Source organism: Flavobacterium sp. LB2P53, assembly GCF_003970305.1.
Taxonomy (GTDB): Bacteria; Bacteroidota; Bacteroidia; order Flavobacteriales; family Flavobacteriaceae; genus Flavobacterium.
In genome coordinates this window covers 12,708-31,878 of the sequence record NZ_RYDG01000017.1, presented here as the reverse complement: position 1 = coordinate 31,878, position 19,171 = coordinate 12,708, and the positions used below count along the sequence as shown (strand labels likewise).

The window sequence follows — 19,171 nt, the reverse complement described above, 5'->3', positions numbered from 1 at the left end:
CAACTGTCCGAAAACAGATTTAGTCGAAAAATACTTATTTTTACCCATCGTTATTTGATTTTTGCAACTCAAAATTATGATGTTTTTTAAGAAGCCATTAATTTGGCTTCTTTTTTATCGGACAATAATGTTTTTTATTTGGTAAATCAATTTAAATATTTATTTTTAAAACTTTAAATTAATACTCTTTTTTTTTAAATATAACCATATTTTTTTAATTACAACTTTCAGTTTATGAATAAAAAACTACTTTCATTTTTACTGTTTCATTTGTTATTTGGTTCTACTTTAAGTGCTGAAAATTTAAATAATAGTATAATATTTTATGATTTAAATTTTAAGTTGTTTTACGAATCAATTTCTTTGGATACCATTAAAAAACAGAATAAGAAAATAAATTTTCTACGAAGTTCAAAAACTTCGACTGTTTTACCAGCCCCTGCTACTACAGCAGGGAGTTTATGTGGTGACGGTATCAATCCAGTACAAGTTAATATTTCTGCATTTGGAACTAATGGTACTGAAATTATTGAGTGGTTTACTTCGCAAATTTCAGTTATCCCCATTTATATTGGGAATGTTTATAGTCCAAATATCAGTGGAACTAGGACTTATTATGTACAAAGTAGATCTGGCGGAGATGTGAGTATTCGTGTGCCAGTGGTGGCTTCTGTTTACGTAGTTCCTCCCGCTGTTACCTTATCCGTTTCCCCTGCTGCTGATTCATCTTCCCCTTTATGTTTAAGTACACCTGTAGTTTTTACGGCCACAGGTGGTGCTGATTTCTTTGAATTTTCAGTAGATGGGGTTGTTAAGCAAGGGATGTCAACTACTAAAACATTTGCTACAAATGCCTTAACAGACGGACAGGTGGTAAGGGTGCGAACACGATATGCTGTCAATTTTGATGGAAATATTACTGAAAAAGCTTGGGGTACCGGATCATTAGAAGATAATTTTCTTTCTGCTCCATTGTCAGCTAATGCTTCTACTGGTTATATTAATGCAATAAAAATTAGCCCAACTGAAGATAAATTAACGTTTGGTATACTTGGGAAAGTACTAAGTAACAGAAGAGTTTTATTGTTTCTAGATACAAAAGCTGGAGGATTTAATACCTCTAATTATGGAGATGAAAATGGAGCGACACCTTTAGTCAATGCATTTAATTACTTCAATAATAATCCAAGTACTTTTGACTCCTATTTTCAAGCAGATTATTGCCTTGCTATTGGAACAGATTTAGACGGAAGTAATTATAGTGCGGATATTATCGAGTTAAGAACAGGAACGTCAATTAAATCTAATATAGGAATTGTTACCTCAGGACACCCTTCTTCGGTCTTGGGTGTGAATAAAAATAACTCTGGAATTAATGATTATAGTTTGGGCTTTGAAGTTGAAATTTTAAAGTCGCTTATTGGGTATACAACCGGGGATATTAAATTTTTTGCCTTAACTGTGGCTGATAAGAATGAAACGAATTATTCAGTTATGAATTCTTTGTTAAGTCCAGAAAGAACCAGTAATTTGGATTATGGAAATGGAGCTGTAGATTATAATCTTAAAGATTCAAATCCTGTGGTAGTTGCTTCATCTGCATTGACAGCTTGTTATGCAGAGGCAAATATTACAATGAGTTTTATTGAAAATCCAACTATTGCTACAGTTGCTGGAAATCAGTCTAAGTGTGTTTTGACAAGTGATCCTTTGGGAGGTAGTGTTCCTTCAGTAGGTACTGGTTCTTGGTCAAAAAAATCTGGCCCTGGAAACGTTACTTTTAGTGATGCTACTAATGGATTTTCTACGGCCATGGTGGGTTCCGAGGGCGTGTATGTATTTACATGGACAATTTCTAATGGTCAATGTAGTCCCTCAACAGCTGATATTATTGTAGAGTATATGATAACGTCTCCTCCTAAAATAGTTGCTATCATGCAACCAACTTGTACTTATAATTCAGGAAGTGTTTTATTAAATGGATTGCCTTTAGCTGGGACTTGGACGATAACGCCGTCTATAGGTAATCCTGTTTCTGGGTCTGGAAGTAGTTATGAATTTAGTAACTTAATGGCGGCTACAGTTTATACGTTTACTGTTACGGGTTCGAATAATTGTCCTTCAGTTCCATCAGCACCGGTGATAATTAGTGCGATTCCACTTCCTCCAATTGTTCCAACAACTTCAAGCGTGGAGCAACCAACTTGTGCAATTCCATCTGGAAGGATTTCAATCACTACGCAATTGGGAGTAGAATATAGTTTAGATGGAACCACCTATCAATCTTCGAATGTTTTTTCCGGTTTAACACCAAATACGTATACGTTGTATGTACGAAATACAGCAGATACCACGTGCTTGACACCGTCATCGGTTACAATCACGATTAATGCAATTCCACTTCCTCCGGTTGTTCCAACAACGTCAAGTGTAGGACAACCCACATGTGCAATTCCATCTGGAAGGATTTCAATCACTACGCAATCGGGAGTAGAATATAGTTTGGATGGAACCAGTTATCAATCTTCGAATGTTTTTTCCGGTTTGACACCAAATACGTATACGTTGTATGTACGAAATACAGCAGATGCTACGTGTTTGACACCGTCTTCGGTTGCAATCACGATTAATGCAATTCCACTTCCTCCAATTGTTCCCACTGCGTCAAGTGTAGTGCAGCCCACATGCGCAGTTCCCTCAGGAAGTATTGTAATAACAACTCAACTTGGAATAGCATACAGTTTGAACGGGGTGACGTACCAATCTTCGAATACTTTTTCAGGCTTGGCTCCCAATAATTATACTTTGTATGTAAGAAATACAATGGATAATACATGTGTAATTCAATCATTATCAGCAATTACTATTAATTCTTTTCCACTTTTCCCTGTAGTTCCAACATCGACAACTGTGATTCAGCCAACGTGTGCGATTCCTTCAGGAACTATCATAATAGCAGTTCAATCTGGAGTTGAGTATAGTTTGAATGGTTCAACTTATCAATCCTCGAATACATTTTCTGGATTAGCACCAAATAATTATACGTTGTATGTACGAAATAGTACTGACAATACATGTTCCGTTATAAGTCTGGTGCGTGTAACCGTTAATCCACTTCCGTTAGTACCGTCAACTCCAACTTTGGGACAAGTTATACAACCAACTTGCTTAGCACTTTCAGGAAGTATTACAATTAATACTCAAGCAGATGTTGAATACAGTATAGGTAGTGGGTATCAAAACAGTCCTATTTTTAATAATTTGGCTCCTGGGAAATACACTATTAGTGTGCGATTTTCAAATAGTATTGCGTGTATCACTTTAGGTTCTGAGGTAACGATAAATGCTACTCCTGCACAAATTCAGTTTGAAACTATAGGTGATTGTGAAAATAAAGAGTACACTTTAACTGTAAATCCAGTAGCGGGTTCTTATGATCCAAATGAGGTTTCCTATCAATGGAAGGATAAAGATGGCAATCCGGTTGGAACAAATTCAAATGTTTTAAATGTTACTGATGTGATCGCTTCAGCTTCGGGAGGACAAGTTGTTTTTCCTGTGTTGTATTCACTTACGGTGACTTCCCCTAATTCAGATTGTGAAACATCAGCCAATATTACAGCAGAATTTATTCATTGTAACATCCAAAAAGGAATTTCTCCGGACGGAAATGGTTCAAATGAGTATTTCGATTTAAGATTGATGGGTGTCAAAAAACTGGAAATATTTAACAGATACGGTATTAAGGTTTATAGTCAAGAGAATTATACAAACCAATGGAAAGGCCAGTCAAGCAAAGGAGAAAATCTTCCGGATACTACTTATTATTATGTAATCGAATTCAAAAGTGGCGCGCCAAAAACAGGTTGGGTTTATCTAATCAGAGAAAAATAGTAATTAATTATATTTATTAGTCCACCATCATCTCAAATCGACTCATAAACTGAAAAATAAATTGATATGAACAAAATACTATTGATGTTTCTTTTAATTCTTATTCCCTATATGGATGCTAAAGCGCAACAAGACCCGCATTACACACAGTATATGTATAATATGAATGTCATTAATCCGGCCTATGCAGGTTCTAAAGAGAGTCTTTCTTTGGGGGTTCTATACAGAAAACAATGGGTTAATATAGAAGATGCTCCTGCTTCTTTTACTTTTTCTGGTCATGCACCTGCAGGAAAAAATGTAGGAGTAGGAATCTCTTTTATATCGGATAAAATTGGACCAGTAACTGAGCAAAATGTTTTTGGAGATTTCTCATATACACTGAAATTTGGCGATACCCGGCGATTGGCATTTGGATTAAAAGCGGGTGTTTCTTTTCACAGAGTTGGGCTTAGGGAAATTCAATCGAGTTTGCCAGACCCATCGGAAGGTGTTTTTGGAGAAGATATAAGTGATAGTTCACTGAATTTAGGAACAGGCTTGTTCTATTATACGGATAAATATTATGTAGCTTTTTCTCTTCCTAATATTTTAAAAGCAAATCATTTAGATTATAATGGACGAGAATATGGCTCAGATGTGTCACATTATTTCCTTACTGCAGGTTATGTTTTCGATGTTAATTATGAACTCAAATTCAAGCCTTCTTTAATGCTGAAGTCAGCCTTTAATGTAACTCCTTCTTTAGATCTGTCAGCTAATTTTTTATTTCAGGAAAAGTTCGAGATTGGAGCAACTTACAGATTGCAAGACAGTTTTGGCGGAATGATCAATTTTGCCGTGACTTCAGAATTAAGAATCGGATATGCTTATGATCATATTGTTTCAGATTTAAAAGTAACGGCTCCTTCGTCACATGAATTCATATTATTATATGATTTATTTGAGTCGAAAAAAGTATCCCGTTCCCCTAGATTTTTCTAAAATTTAATTACTCAACGTAATGAAAAAAAATACAATACTACTGTTTTTTGTGTTAGCAAGTTTTTCGCCTTTTGCACAAAATAAAGAGACTAAAAATGCAGATAAATTAGTGAAAAGCTATCAATATATTGAAGCCGTTCAAGAATATCTGAATTTAGTTGAAAATGGAAATACCGATCCGTACGTTAATAAACAATTGGGAGATTGTTATTACACTATGCGTAATACACTAGAATCTGAAATGTGGTACGCTAAAGCAATACAATCACAACAAGATGCAGAAACCTATTACAGGTATGCTCAAATGCTTAAATCGAATGGTAAATATTTGGAATCCAATACGCAAATGAAAATATTTTCCGCTTTAGCACAGGACGATCTGAAAGCCAAACAATTTAATAAAAATCTAAATTACCTTTCAGATTTAAACGCTATAAAAAAACAATTTGAGGTAAATGAAATTTCAGTGAATTCAGAACGGTCTGATTTTGGGGCAGTTCTTTATGGCGATGTGCTTTATTTTGCCAGTGCCAGAAATGAAAGCAATAAAATTTATGGATGGAATAACGAACCTTTTTTAGATATTTATCAGTCGTCTTATAGTGCTAACGGAAAGTATTCAGAACCAATTCCTGTGGATGAATTAAATAGCAGGTTTCATGAAGGTCCGGTTACATTAACCAAAAACGGTAATGTTGTTTATTTTTCGAGTGAAAGTTTCAATGATAAATTATTCGAAAATGATAAAACGCACAAGTTGAAGTTTGGTCAAGTCAATTTGTATAAAGCAACTAAAGAAAACGGAAAATGGAGCAACATAACGCCGTTGCCGTTTAATAGTAAAAGTTATTCTACGGGCAATCCATCGATAGACAAAGAAGGAAAAATGCTATATTTCGTATCTAATATGCCAGGTTCAATAGGAGGAACAGATATATGGAAAGTAGCGGTGAACAGTGATGAAACTTTTGGAGCACCTGAAAATTTAGGAAATAAAATTAACACCGTCGGTGATGAGAATTTTCCTTTTATAACGGATGATTATAGGTTGTATTTTTCATCAAATGGGCTGACGGGTTTTGGAGGCTTAGACGTTTTTTCTGTAGATTTAAATAAAAATTTGGAACCCAATAATCTTGGAAAACCTATAAATACAGAAAAAGATGACTTTGCTTTTACTTTCAATACAGATAAAAATATAGGATATGTTTCCAGTAACCGTTCCGGGAAAGATCACATTTATAGCGCAAGTCCGATCTGTAATGCTGAAATTTTAGTTGTAGTCAAAAATGCTAAAACTGCAACGTTTTTAGCGAATTCTAAAGTAGTAATTTCAGATTCGACGAATATTATTTTAGAGACACAGATTTCTAATGTAAATGGGGAGGTTGTTTTTAACGTTGAGTGTCAAAAACCATACACGATTGAAGTTTTTAAGGACGGTTATGTTACTAAATCATTTCCTGTAACTGAAATTAGTGAAGGAAAAGGTATCGTTGATGCTTTGATTGATCAAATTGAACTAATTGTTACGGAAACCGAAATTATTTTGAATCCTATTTATTTCGATTACAACAAAAGTAATATAACAAAAAAAGGCGCGACAGAACTTGATAAATTGGTTTATGTGATGGCTCAAAATCATCAATTAAAAATTAATGTAAAGGCACATACGGATTCCAGAGGAACAGAGGAATTTAACTTGGATCTTTCTGAGAGAAGAGCAAATGCTGCGGTAGCTTACATTGTTTCAAAAGGAATTAGTGTTGATAAAATAACAGGAGAAGGGTTTGGTGAATCAGAATTTAAAGTGGATTGTCAAGAGAATTGTACCGATGAGGAGCATGCCTTAAACAGACGTTCGGAGTTTATGATCGTTAAATAATAGACTAGAATTTTAAGTAAACAAAAACAGGATACCGTAAAGCATCCTGTTTTTATTTACTATTAGATTGTCTGTTAATTATCCATGAATCGTTTCCTGTTTTCCGTAATTAGTGATAATTGATCCTTCAAATTCTATCCATGCTGCCCATCTTTTGTCAACATCTACATTATCAGCATATTTCCGTGCAAATCTCAAAAATGTGGTGTAATGTCCCGCTTCACTAATCATTAAATCTCTGTAAAAAGTAGCCAGTTCAACATCTTTTATGTTTTCTGATAAAACTTTAAATCGTTCACAGCTTCTTGCTTCAATCATTGCTGAAAATAATAATCGGTCACACAATGCATCTTTTCGGCTGCCATCTTTTTTCATGAATTTGAAAAGTTCATTTACATAATGGTCTTTTCTTTCTCTGCCTAAAGTCAATCCTTTGCTTTTTATTAAGTCATGTACCATTTGCAGATGTTCTAGCTCTTCTCTTGCAATTATTAACATTTCGGTTACTAGTTCTTCTATTTCCGAGTTGTAGGTAACAATACTGATGGCATTTGAAGCAGCCTTTTGCTCGCACCACGCATGATCCGTTAGAATTTCTTCTATATTTGATTCAACTATATTTACCCAACGCGGGTCTGTGGCTAATTTTAATCCTAACATACTGATGAAATTTATTTGTGCAAAATTAGTGTTTTATAATCTATTTTTGATTCAAATGACTGGATTGAACTCAAAATAGCATTATTTTGCAATTGAAATTTTATAATACTATGAATCAAGTTCAAAAGCTTTTAATTATTGGTTTTGTTTGGCCGGAACCCAATTCGTCTGCAGCGGGAGGAAGGATGATGGAATTAATTTCACTCTTTAAAGCGCAAGGTTTTAGCATTACGTTTGCCAGTCCTGCACAAAACAGTGATTACATGGTTGATTTACAAGAGTACGAAGTGGAGAAAATAGCAATAGAACTTAATAATTCCAGTTTTGATGTTTTTATAAAAGAACTGAATCCTGGTGTGGTTTTGTTTGATCGTTTTATGATGGAAGAGCAATTTGGTTGGCGTGTTGCCGAAAATTGTCCGGATGCGTTACGGTTGCTAGATACAGAAGATTTACATTGCCTGAGATTGGCTCGTCAGAAAGCATTCAAAGAAAATCGTTCCTTTAAGACTACTGATTTATTTGTTGAAGAGGTAGCCAAACGCGAAATAGCCAGTATTTTACGTTGTGATTTGTCTTTGATGATTTCTGAATTTGAAGTGGAACTTTTGGAATCTACATTTAAAATTGAGAAAGCCTTATTGTATTATTTGCCTTTTTTATTGGAACCAATTGTTGTTGCCGAAATAGACAAGCTACCTTTCTTTGAAGAACGAAAAAACTTTATTTTTATCGGGAATTTTCTTCATGAGCCCAATTGGAATGCGGTTCAGTATTTAAAAGAAACGATTTGGCCCTTAATTAAGATGCGTTTGCCAGAAACAGTTTTGAATATTTATGGTGCTTATCCTTCTCAAAAAGTACTGCAATTGCATAATAAGAAAGAAGGCTTCTTAATCATGGGACGTACCATTGATGCGCAAGAAGTTGTGAAAGAAGCACGAGTGGTTTTGGCTCCTTTGCGTTTTGGGGCGGGTATTAAAGGGAAATTATTAGAAGCCATGCAATGCGGAACGCCAAGCGTAACAACTACTATTGGTTCAGAATCCATGCATGGTGATTTGTCTTGGAACGGTAACATCACGGATGATGTTGTTGATTTTGCGGATGTGGCAGTACAATTATATCAAGACAAAACAATTTGGCTTCAAGCCCAACAAAATGGACTGAAAATTATTAATCAGCGCTATGTAAAATATTTGTTCGAAAATAACTTTAGAATTAAAATAGAATTTTTATGTGCTAATTTGAAGGAACATCGACTGCATAATTTTATGGGAGCCATGTTACAACACCATACTTTAAAAAGCACAAAATATATGTCGCGCTGGATTGAAGAGAAGAATAAATAAAAAATCCCGTCAAGTTTTTGAAACAAGACGGGATTTGTATTTTAAAAACGGAGTTATAACGCAAGCATCGTAATTGGGTTTTCTATAAATTGTTTCAATGTTTGTAAAAATTGAGCTCCAGTTGCGCCATCAATTGTTCTGTGGTCGCAAGCTAAAGATAACATCATTGTGTTTCCTACCACAATCTGACCATTTTTTACTACTGGTTTTTCTACAATAGCTCCTACGGATAGAATAGCAGAATTGGGTTGGTTAATGATTGAGTTGAACTCAGTAATACCAAACATTCCAAGATTAGAAACGGTAAAAGTACTTCCTTCCATTTCTGTAGGTAATAATTTTTTGTTTTTAGCTCTTCCTGCAAGATCTCTTACGCTTCCGCCAATTTGAGATAAACTCATAGCATCTGTAAAACGCAATACAGGAACTACTAATCCGTCTTCAACCGCTACAGCAACTCCTATATTCACGTGATGGTTGATAAGAATTGAATCTTCTCTCCATTGTGAATTCACTTTTGGGTGTTTTTTTAAAGCCATTGCACACGCTTTTATCACCATATCGTTAAACGATACTTTTGTGTCCGGAACACTGTTAATGATTACTCTTGATTGCATTGCTTCATCCATTGCTACCTCTATCACTAAGTTGTAATGTGGCGCGGTGAATAAAGATTCTGCTAAACGTTTCGCAATGATTTTTCGCATTTGCGAATTTTTGATTTCTTCTGTAAAAATTTCTCCTGCTGGAACAAATACTTTAGGCGCAGCTGCAGTTTCTGTTTTGGCTGGTGCAGCCGCTACATTTGTCTGGGCTGGAGCGGCAGTTTGTGGCGTGAAGTTTTCAATATCGCTTTTTACAATACGTCCGTTTTCACCAGAACCTTTTACTTGTGTCAATTGAATTCCTTTATCACTTGCAATTTTCTTTGCTAATGGGGATGCTAAAATTCGTTGCCCGTCAGTTGATGCTTCTTGAGCAAGTGGTTCTTGAGTCACTGGCTCTGAAGTTTTTTCTGTCGAAGCAACTTCTTTTTCTATCTCTTTTTCAGCTACGGGCGCTGCTTGTGGTGCTCCGCCAGTTTTATGATTTTCTGCAATTCCGGAAATATCCGTTCCTGCTGGTCCAATGATTGCTAAAAGGCTGTCTACTGGCGCTGAATTTCCTTCTTCAATTCCAATATACAATAAAGATCCTTCGTTGAAGGATTCGAATTCCATTGTTGCTTTGTCTGTCTCGATTTCAGCAAGAATGTCTCCTTCGGCAACTGTATCGCCTACTTTTTTTAACCAAGTCGCAACAGTTCCTTCGGTCATGGTGTCACTTAAACGAGGCATAGTAATAACTATAACTCCCTCTGGTAAAGCAGTGGTAGTAGGTTTTGTTTCTTCTTTTATAGCATCGGGAGTTGCTTTTGCTTCTTCTTTAACTGGAGCCACATCAGCTGTTTTTCCAGCGATTAAGTCAGAAACATCTTCGCCTTCATCTCCAATAATTGCTAACAAAGAATCTACAGCTGCGGTTTCTCCTTCCGGAATACCTATATATAAAAGAGTTCCTTCATTGAAGGATTCGAATTCCATTGTTGCTTTGTCTGTTTCAATTTCGGCAAGGATATCGCCTTCGCTGATTTTGTCCCCTACTTTTTTTAGCCAAGTCGCTACCGTTCCTTCCGTCATCGTATCGCTCAAACGAGGCATTGTAATTATTGTTGCCATAATTGATTTATAGTTTATGAGGTAAAAATGGATAGTTCTCTTGTTCGTATACTACATCGTAAAGTTGTTGAATAGGTGGGTATTCAGATTCTTCAGCAAATTTCACACATTCTTCAACTAAACTTTTCACTCTCTTATCGATTGCTCCAATTTCTTCATCGGTAGCATATTCTTTTTCTTTAATTATATCTAAAACCTGTGTAATTGGATCGATTTTTTTGTACTCTTCAACTTCTTCTTTCGAACGATACAATTGCGCGTCTGACATTGAGTGTCCTCTGTAACGGTACGTTTTCATTTCAAGAAAAGTAGGTCCGTCGCCACGACGTGCTCTGTCAATTGCTTCTGTCATAGCTTCAGCAACTTTTACAGGATTCATTCCATCTACTGGTCCGCAAGGCATTTCATATCCTAGACCTAGTTTCCAGATATCAGTATGATTCGCTGTTCTTTCTACAGATGTTCCCATGGCATATCCATTGTTTTCAACAATAAATACGACAGGAAGTTTCCATAACATTGCCATGTTGAAGGCTTCGTGTAAGGATCCTTGACGTGCGGCGCCATCACCAAAATAGGTCATAGTAACACCCCCAGTTTCAAAATACTTGTCTGCAAAAGCCAATCCTGCACCTACAGGTATTTGTCCGCCCACAATTCCGTGTCCACCATAAAAACGGTGTTCTTTTGAAAAAATGTGCATAGAACCACCCATTCCTTTTGAAGTTCCGGTAACTTTTCCTAAAAGTTCCGCCATCACACGTCTGGGATCAACTCCCATTCCTATTGGCTGAACGTGATTTCTGTACGCGGTAATCATTTTGTCTTTTGTCAAGTCCATGGCGTGCAATGCACCGGCTAGTACTGCTTCTTGACCGTTGTATAAATGTAGAAAACCTCTAACTTTTTGTTGGATGTATAATGCGGCAAGTTTGTCCTCAAACTTTCGCCAAAGCAGCATGTCTTCATACCACTTTAAATATACTTCTTTTGTAACTTCTTTCATCTGAATTTTTCTTTTGCTAAAGTGTTATTGTATTATCAATGTGTACCTATAACGCAAAATAGTTTCCTCCCACAAATTTGCGCCCCGAAGGGTCGGGATGCAAAAATAAGACATTCCAACTTAGAACTAAAATTTAATAGGTAGTTTTTGGATTTTTTACAAGTATTTTTTGTCAAACATAAAAGGGAGCAGGTTTTTTAGGGATTCGGATTTGTAAATTGTACCAATCTCTCCCATGAAATAGATTTCAATAGGGGTCTCTTGCCGAATTTCATATTCGGCTATGGATTGTCTGCAAGAACCACAAGGCGGTATTGGGGTCGAAGTCGTATTAGTATCTGAAGCAGCTGTGATAGCCATTTTCAAAATTTTAGCCTCTGGATAGACTGCGCCTGCATGAAAAATAGCCACCCGCTCCGCACAAAGCCCGGATGGATAAGCCGCATTTTCTTGGTTTGAACCTAAAACGATCTTGCCGTTATCTAAAAGAAGGGCTGCGCCAACTCTGAATTTTGAATACGGGGCATACGCTTTTTTTCTAATTTCAACAGCTTGTCCCATTAAATTCTGAATGTCATTTGGCAAATCTTCAATGGCATCAAATGCTTTGAATTGTGTAGTAATTATTATTTCTTTCATACTAATTTGAGGAAAAAAAATCCAAACTTCATTCCGAAGCGTTCGGGCTGAAATTTGGATTATTATTGGTGAATTTTATTTATGTTTAATATTCTTCGTATTTATCTCCAAAATTGAAGGTAAGTGAAAAACGAAGGGTGTTTTCTAAAGGGTTTTTTACTTTTGATGCCGAGAATAAATACGAAACATCTACTTTGACAACATTGTATTTAAAACCTGCTCCAAGGGATAAAAATTGTCTAGCCCCTTTCAACGGACTTTCATGAAAATATCCCAAGCGCATGGCAAAGGAATCTTGGTACAAATATTCAGCACCTACCGCATAAGTTACTTCTTTTACCTCTTCTCCAAATCCATCAGGCGCATCACCAAATGATTTAAAAACACCAGATGCCCAGCCTATTGAACGGTAATTGTCATTGTTTTGATTGCGTTCTTCGGGAGCCACTGTGCCATCTCCATTCAAATCTGGATTTTGAGGAGTTGGAACTAATAATTTATTAAATTCAACATTTAAAGCAACCTTATTATAATCGTCTAATATAAAATCAAAACCAGTTCCAATTTTTAAATTAGCGGGTAAAAAATTATTATTAAAATCATCATTGTCATAACTAATCTTTGGACCTAGATTCTGAATATTAAATCCCGCTCTCCATCTCCCGTTAAATTCATTGTACGCCAGTTCTTCGGATTGGTAAAAACCGGCTACATCAACAGCAAATGAACTGGCAGATGTGGCGTCGTTATTTTCGGAAGCAATTTTTAAATTAGAATTTATAAATCGTCCTGCAATCGCCATCGAGAATTTCTCGCTTAGTTTTAAGGAGTAGGAGCCGTCAACAGCAAATTCATTAGGCGATACGGTTGGAAAGGTTTCTGTAGGTTCGCCAGTTCTGCGTAATTCAATATCGCCCCATCCAAAATAACGAATGCTTCCTGCAAAAGCACTTCGGTCATTCAGTTTTTGATAATAGGTCAGTTGTGCTAATGCGATATCATTTACCAGATCAGTAAGGTATGGCGTGTAACTTATTGAAAACCCTTGCGCATCTGTGGCAAATGCATATTTTGCCGGATTCCATTGCTGAGAAAAAGCATCGGCTGATGTGGCAACCCCTATATCTCCCATCCCTGCAGCTCTTGCATCGGCAGCGACTAATAAAAATGGAACTCCAGGGTTTATGACCCTATTATCCTGAGCTTTTGCAAAGGAAACCATAAATAAAAGGGTAAAAATCAGTATTGTTTTTTTCATTATTTCAGAAGGTTTGTTAAACAAATATAGTATTTAATTAAAGGATTACAAGTTTCTCATATTTTTCGGATTTCTTGTTGGTTAGGCTTGATTTTACAGTGAGTTTATAGATATAGACGCCCTTTCCTATTCGGTCTCCAAAATCATCTTTGCCGTCCCAAGTGATTTCTTTGGATAAAAAACCGTCTGTCGTGACGATTTGATTCCTTGTCCAAACTATTTTCCCTGTTATTGTCATTACTTGAACCTGAACGTCTAATGGTTCAAATGGTCTGTTGTGCGTAAACCAAAACTCCGTATAGCTGACAAATGGATTGGGGTAATTTAGCACATGTGTCAATGTTATGGCATCATCACCCACTACAATAAACTGAATTTCTGTGGTTACGGGATTGTTGTACACATCCCAAGCTTTGAATGCGATTGTATGCAACCCGGGAGCTAAATTGCGCAACGGAAACCGAAGCGTTCCACTGGTGAAATCATCCAGTTTTGTTTGATAATAGTCATTTAATACAAAGGGATTGCTTACATCGCCATCTAAAATGGCAACAATATCATGGCCTATTCCGCTGGCTGTATTTATGCCGTTTTCATCTTCAAGTAACGCAACAAGAAACGGGGATTCATTTGTTATTCCGCCAGAAACAAAAGTCTCGTCATTCATGTATAACTTCACTGTTGGGCTAATATTGTCTGTTGCGGCATTTTCGTTTATTCCGCCTATTTTTATGGTAGCATCATATCCGGTTTCGTTTTGTAATACTTCATTTTTTTTGGCATAAAAGCTAATTCTTCCGTTTGCCAAAGGGATTCTGATGTCTCGGGGTACAACAAAGCTAAATTCAAATTCACCGTTTGTAACCGATGCATTTCCCCGGAATATGGTTTCTCCTAAAACATTAAAATTCATGACTGGACTATTTCCGTCATTATTATAGGTTGCTCTTGAAATGGTTTTGTCAAAAATAGTAGTGGAAACTTCACCATTATAGTTGGTCAAAGGATTGTTGTTCTCATCCGTAATCTCTCCGGTCAACTTGATTTTAGAGAGTGATTTGAAGTCCTCAATACTTTGGGTAACGGCTATGTCATTCACTTTTGTTAATCTAATTTTTGGTCTGGGGACAGCGAGCATTAATGCAGGGTCGCCAATGTAAAAGACGACATTGGTCGCTGAATTGGGATTGCTGTTTTTCGAAATTCTCAGTGCTTCTGCAATAGATAAATATTGGTTTGAGCCGTATGATAATAAATTTTTAGTAAAAACATCATTAAAGTTTTCGGCACTAAACTGACCAATGGAACGAATCGTTGTAATCATGGCTATTGCCCCGCCTTTTGGGTTCCAGTACGTATATTCCCCAGCTGTAGGTCTAAAGGGATTGTCAAAGCGGGAAAATTCACAGGTAATAGTGATGAATAATGGATATTTGAATTGATTGCTTAAATTTTGTCCGTCTGATTTTTCCCAAATCCGCTCGCTTGATAAACCGTCTTCGCCACCATGACCTAAATAATTAAATACTAAAGCGCCTTTTTCGAAAGCATTAAAGAAATCGGCTCGTGCTTTAGGGTATCTGGATCCTCCTGCAGCGGCTTCCTGAATGTAGGAATCCAAGAGGATTTTATTGACATTCAAAAAAGGTTTTTCGGTAGCAATGGTATTTGCAAGCGTATTTTGTCTTTTTTGCAAAGTGGCATCGGAAGCAATATCGGAATCATCAGAAACGAGTACAAAGTTATTCCTCCAGCTTCCGTAGGATTTTAGGTCGTGATATTCAATCACTTTATTCACCATTTCATCCGCCTGTTTGGAGTCGTTCACCAGCATTCGGCCTACTGCAATATCGATTCCCCCAAAATAGGAAATAACATTTCCTTCTGAAGGATCCATTAGTCCAAAAAAATCATCAGAGGCAAAAGAGGATTCTCCCGATGTATTGCTATTTAAAGAGTGATAAATAGGGACAACATTGGTATTGTTGATGATTCTGTTTTTGAAATCGTAGGAAGCATCGCCAAAAAGGTTAATGAATTGTATTCTTTTTTGTGGTGTTGAAGCATTTTTATAGATGTATTTAATGCAGTTTCTTATAGCAGCGACATCCTGTTTGCCCGAAGAAAATTCTTGATATATCGATTCTAAAGGGATTACTTTTACATTCAAATTAGAATAATTGCGATGAAAACCGGCTAGTTTTTCAGCTTGAGAAACTAAAAATGAAGGCGAAATAATTACATAATCGATATCTTGAAATTGACCCAGACTATTTTTGAATAAGGTTCCTTTTAGGTTTTGATTCTGGACCGTTGATCTGCTTTCTTTTAAAGGAGTATAATAATCCAAGGCCTCTACTGCAATGTACTTTCTGGGTTCTCCCAAACCTGCTTTAAAATTGACTGTATTTTGATCTACATTTTCGATTTTAGTTGTGTTGTAGCTATCCGTAACATCCCATATTTGAGAGATTCCCGCTGCATTTGAAATAAGATAATTGACAATTCCGGTCTTTGCGCCGGATTGATCGTATTGAAAATGAAACTGTTTTCCGTATCCTTGAAGTTTTCTCTTGGCAATTAGCCTAATATTATCCAGAAAGCCTTTAGAGCCCGGAACACCATTGTTGTTGTATTTGAGCTTTATTTTGATCGTTTCGGCTCCATTGAATGAGGCGTTAAGGGGTAAAAACCCCAAAACAAATTCCGTTTCTGAATTTTTATTCAGCGCAGGAAACGAGATGTTTCCAACTGAAATTCCGTTTGCAGTCACAGTAAATGAAGTAGGTGTAAAGGCGGCTGAGGCTGCTGTCAGCATGATTTTAACGGGTGATGTGGTGTCAAAATTAGGAAAGGTAAAGTCAAATTCCTGTTCGTTTTTAACCTCAAATGATTCACCAAGCCATTGACGGCCCAATCGGGCAATGTTTGCCAGATCTACTTCATGGTGTTGGTGATCATCAAAGGAGGTTAAAGTCAACGTGCTGTTTCCGGCAGGTTGACTTAAAGGAGCCATTCTTTTCCCGTCAGCACCTTGCGTTGTAATGTAGTAATACGATTTTGTGTCATATAAGTTAAGGTGTGTTTTGCTTTCCTCATTCCAAGTATCAACGCCTTCACCATAAAAAAGGATGTAATCTTCATTGTTGAAAATGCCGTCCCCCTCGCCATTTATTTGAATTGCATTTTCGATCAAGTCATTTGGATAGTAAATGTTGTTGGACAGTGGTGCCATTCGTCCACCATTGCCGTATATTTTTATTTTTCGGGGGTCAGCGGTAACATCAAGTCCGAGTTGTTGCAGAAAGCTTTTAGAGATTTTATACACGCCCGATTTTTCAATATAAAATCGAAACCAAGTACCGCTCGATAAAACCGAATTAGAAATGCCATTAAACGTTTTTTCGGAGGGTGAAATTCTAGAAGTATTACGCTCTATTTCATACGAAAAGGATTTGATTCGTTTGAATCCGAAATTATCTTTAATTATTGGTGTAAGCTCAATAAAGGCATTCTTTAGTTCTCTGGAATTACGTATTTGCAAAGACGAACTTACTGTTTTAGGAAGGTTTTCAATATCTAAATCTCCGAGTTCAGCAGCAGTAATCGATTCGTAAATTATATTTGTAACTTGAATTTTCCCTTCGTCAAAAGAGACTGGTTCATTTATTTTTAAAGTAAAAAGGAGCGTTTTGGCAGTAGCATTATAATGGAAACTATTTCCTAAAAAAAAAGGGATCGTAACTTTGAAATCACCATAGGACATTTCTTTTTTTTCTAACCAATCGATGGTTGCATCGCCTTTGATTTGGGCAAAAGAAATGAACGGAAATAGGACTAAATAAGCCAAAATAATTTTTCTCATTATTTTTTTAACGGGATTAATAGACAGTTATTATTAATCAGTAAAAATAAATCATTTCATGTTATAGTAAATAATAAATATTATAAATTTGCGTTCGTATATATAATTTGTTGTTAAAATTGGTTTTTTGAAAATAGTAAGAAAGATCGATGTTGATTAATTGATAATTATTATATTGCGCCACTAAAATTATTACCCACTAAAGAGTATGAAAGCAAACAGAATTATGAGCTTACGATTGTTAATATCAATCCTGTTTATTATTGGTTTTTCCAGTTGCAGTAAAAAATCTAGCTCAAAGAATACTTCAAGAGCGACTGGTTGGAATATGGACAGTAAAAAGGCAGGTTCAAATAATAAGAAACAAGTAGCAGGTCCGGGATTGGTTTTTGTGGAAGGAGGTACATTTACCATGGGTAAAGTGCAGGATGATGTTATGCATGACTGGAATAACACCCCAACACAACAACATGTTCAATCTTTTTATATGGATGAAACGGAGGTAACGAATTCAATGTATTTGGATTATTTAGACTGGTTGAAAAATGTGTATCCACCAACGGAAGAAAATTATAAAAATATATATGAAGGTGCCTCGCCAGACACTTTAGTTTGGAGAAATCGATTGGGCTATAATGAAACAATGACCAATAATTACTTAAGACACCCTTCTTATGCAGAATATCCTGTAGTAGGTGTAAATTGGATTCAAGCAGTCGAATTTAGCAATTGGAGAACCCAACGTGTAAATGAAGCGCTTCTGGAAAAAAACGGATACCTTAAAAAGAATGCAAAAACACTAGATGTGACTGCAGACAGCAATTTTGATACTGAAACCTATTTAAATTCACCGACCTTGGCTTATGGAGGAAATGAAGATATTGTGTTAAAAGGAAGAAAAGGAGCCAGAAAAACTCCTAAAGCTGGAAAAAACGGGACGGTTGTAGAACCAAAGAATGTTTATGCGCAGCGTTCTTCCGGAATTCTTCTTCCGGAATACAGGCTTCCTACAGAGGCGGAATGGGAATATGCAGCTGCAGCCGATGTGGGACAAAGAGAATATAACATATACAAAGGGCAAAAAAAATATCCTTGGTCAGGCGGGTACACGCGTTCCGGCAAAAGACAAAGTAAAGGGGATCAATTGGCTAATTTTAAGCAAGGAAATGGTGATTACGGTGGAATCGCAGGTTGGTCTGATGATGGGGCTGATATTACAAATGAAGTAAAAAAATACCCTGCAAATGATTTTGGATTGTACGATATGGCCGGAAACGTAGCTGAATGGGTTCAAGATGTTTACCGACCTATTATCGATAATGAAGCAAATGACTTTAATTATTTCAGAGGGAATCAATACACTAAAAATAAAATTGGTGAAGATGGCAAAGTAGAAATTGTCACTAAAGACAATATGAAATTTGACACTTTAAGCAACGGAAGAATCATTGCCAGAAACTTTCCAGGTCAAATCGCTCAGGTACCCGTTGACGAACAAGAGACTTATCTGAGACAAAATTTTAATAAAAGTGATAATATTAACTACAGAGATGGAGATAAACAATCTACTAGATATTATAATTTTGGAGATTCAGAATCAGATGACGAGAAAACGAAAGAAGAAAAAAACATGTATAACTCCCCAATACACAATGTGACTACGGACAGTTTAGGGAACATGGTTAGGAAATATGATAAATCAAGCAAAAGAACAACTTTGATAAATGACAATGTCAGAGTTTACAAAGGAGGATCCTGGAGGGATAGAGCCTATTGGTTAGATCCGGCTCAAAGAAGGTATTTTCCTCAGGACATGGCCACAGATTACATTGGCTTTAGATGTGCGATGTCTAGAGTAGGAGCAAAAGCAGATAAAAAAAGATCAGCCAGAAATTAATTTTTATATAAAT

At 36.3% G+C, this 19,171-nt stretch carries 11 protein-coding genes; 5 read left to right on the top strand and 6 right to left on the bottom strand.

Annotated features, from left to right (window positions below):
- The first annotated feature begins 234 nt into the window (after positions 1 to 234).
- From EKL95_RS14650 to EKL95_RS14640, 3 genes are all read left to right on the top strand, one after another.
- The gene (locus EKL95_RS14650; RefSeq protein WP_126564526.1) at positions 235 to 3,894 is read left to right on the top strand and encodes a gliding motility-associated C-terminal domain-containing protein; all 3,660 of its coding nucleotides are present in this window, start codon (positions 235 to 237) and stop codon (positions 3,892 to 3,894) included.
- Between the two features lie 66 nt (positions 3,895 to 3,960).
- Positions 3,961 to 4,878: a type IX secretion system membrane protein PorP/SprF gene (locus EKL95_RS14645; protein ID WP_126564525.1), complete on the top strand. Its 918-nt coding sequence runs from the start codon at positions 3,961 to 3,963 to the stop codon at positions 4,876 to 4,878.
- 19 nt (positions 4,879 to 4,897) lie between these two features.
- Positions 4,898 to 6,763 (top strand): OmpA family protein, encoded by a 1,866-nt coding sequence (locus EKL95_RS14640; protein ID WP_126564524.1) that lies wholly within the window; start codon positions 4,898 to 4,900, stop codon positions 6,761 to 6,763.
- 78 nt (positions 6,764 to 6,841) lie between these two features.
- Here EKL95_RS14640 and EKL95_RS14635 read toward each other — a convergent pair whose 3' ends face one another.
- Positions 6,842 to 7,423 carry a tRNA-(ms[2]io[6]A)-hydroxylase gene (locus EKL95_RS14635; protein WP_126461626.1) on the bottom strand — a complete coding sequence of 194 codons (582 nt, stop codon included), beginning with the start codon at positions 7,421 to 7,423 and terminating at the stop codon, positions 6,842 to 6,844.
- Between the two features lie 110 nt (positions 7,424 to 7,533).
- On the opposite strand from EKL95_RS14635, the gene EKL95_RS14630 reads away from it, so the two are divergent.
- Positions 7,534 to 8,775: a glycosyltransferase gene (locus EKL95_RS14630; RefSeq protein ID WP_126564523.1), complete on the top strand. Its 1,242-nt coding sequence runs from the start codon at positions 7,534 to 7,536 to the stop codon at positions 8,773 to 8,775.
- Positions 8,776 to 8,828: 53 nt separating this feature from the next.
- Here EKL95_RS14630 and EKL95_RS14625 read toward each other — a convergent pair whose 3' ends face one another.
- From EKL95_RS14625 to porU, 5 genes are all read right to left on the bottom strand, one after another.
- Complete coding sequence (locus tag EKL95_RS14625; RefSeq protein ID WP_126564522.1) at positions 8,829 to 10,493, bottom strand: pyruvate dehydrogenase complex dihydrolipoamide acetyltransferase; 1,665 nt, start codon at positions 10,491 to 10,493, stop codon at positions 8,829 to 8,831.
- 7 nt (positions 10,494 to 10,500) lie between these two features.
- A complete protein-coding gene (gene pdhA / locus EKL95_RS14620) occupies positions 10,501 to 11,499 on the bottom strand; it encodes a pyruvate dehydrogenase (acetyl-transferring) E1 component subunit alpha (protein WP_126554627.1) in 999 nt (332 codons plus the stop codon).
- 156 nt (positions 11,500 to 11,655) lie between these two features.
- Positions 11,656 to 12,138, bottom strand: a complete 483-nt coding sequence (gene cdd, locus EKL95_RS14615; RefSeq protein WP_126461638.1) for a cytidine deaminase — start codon at positions 12,136 to 12,138, stop codon at positions 11,656 to 11,658.
- Positions 12,139 to 12,223: 85 nt separating this feature from the next.
- A complete protein-coding gene (porV, locus tag EKL95_RS14610) occupies positions 12,224 to 13,396 on the bottom strand; it encodes a type IX secretion system outer membrane channel protein PorV (protein ID WP_126554629.1) in 1,173 nt (390 codons plus the stop codon).
- Positions 13,397 to 13,433: 37 nt separating this feature from the next.
- Complete coding sequence (gene porU, locus EKL95_RS14605) at positions 13,434 to 17,261, bottom strand: type IX secretion system sortase PorU (RefSeq protein WP_126564521.1); 3,828 nt, start codon at positions 17,259 to 17,261, stop codon at positions 13,434 to 13,436.
- 208 nt (positions 17,262 to 17,469) lie between these two features.
- On the opposite strand from porU, the gene gldJ reads away from it, so the two are divergent.
- Entirely contained in the window at positions 17,470 to 19,158 is a 1,689-nt protein-coding gene (gene gldJ, locus EKL95_RS14600; protein ID WP_126461647.1) for a gliding motility lipoprotein GldJ, read from the top strand.
- Positions 19,159 to 19,171 lie beyond the last annotated feature (13 nt).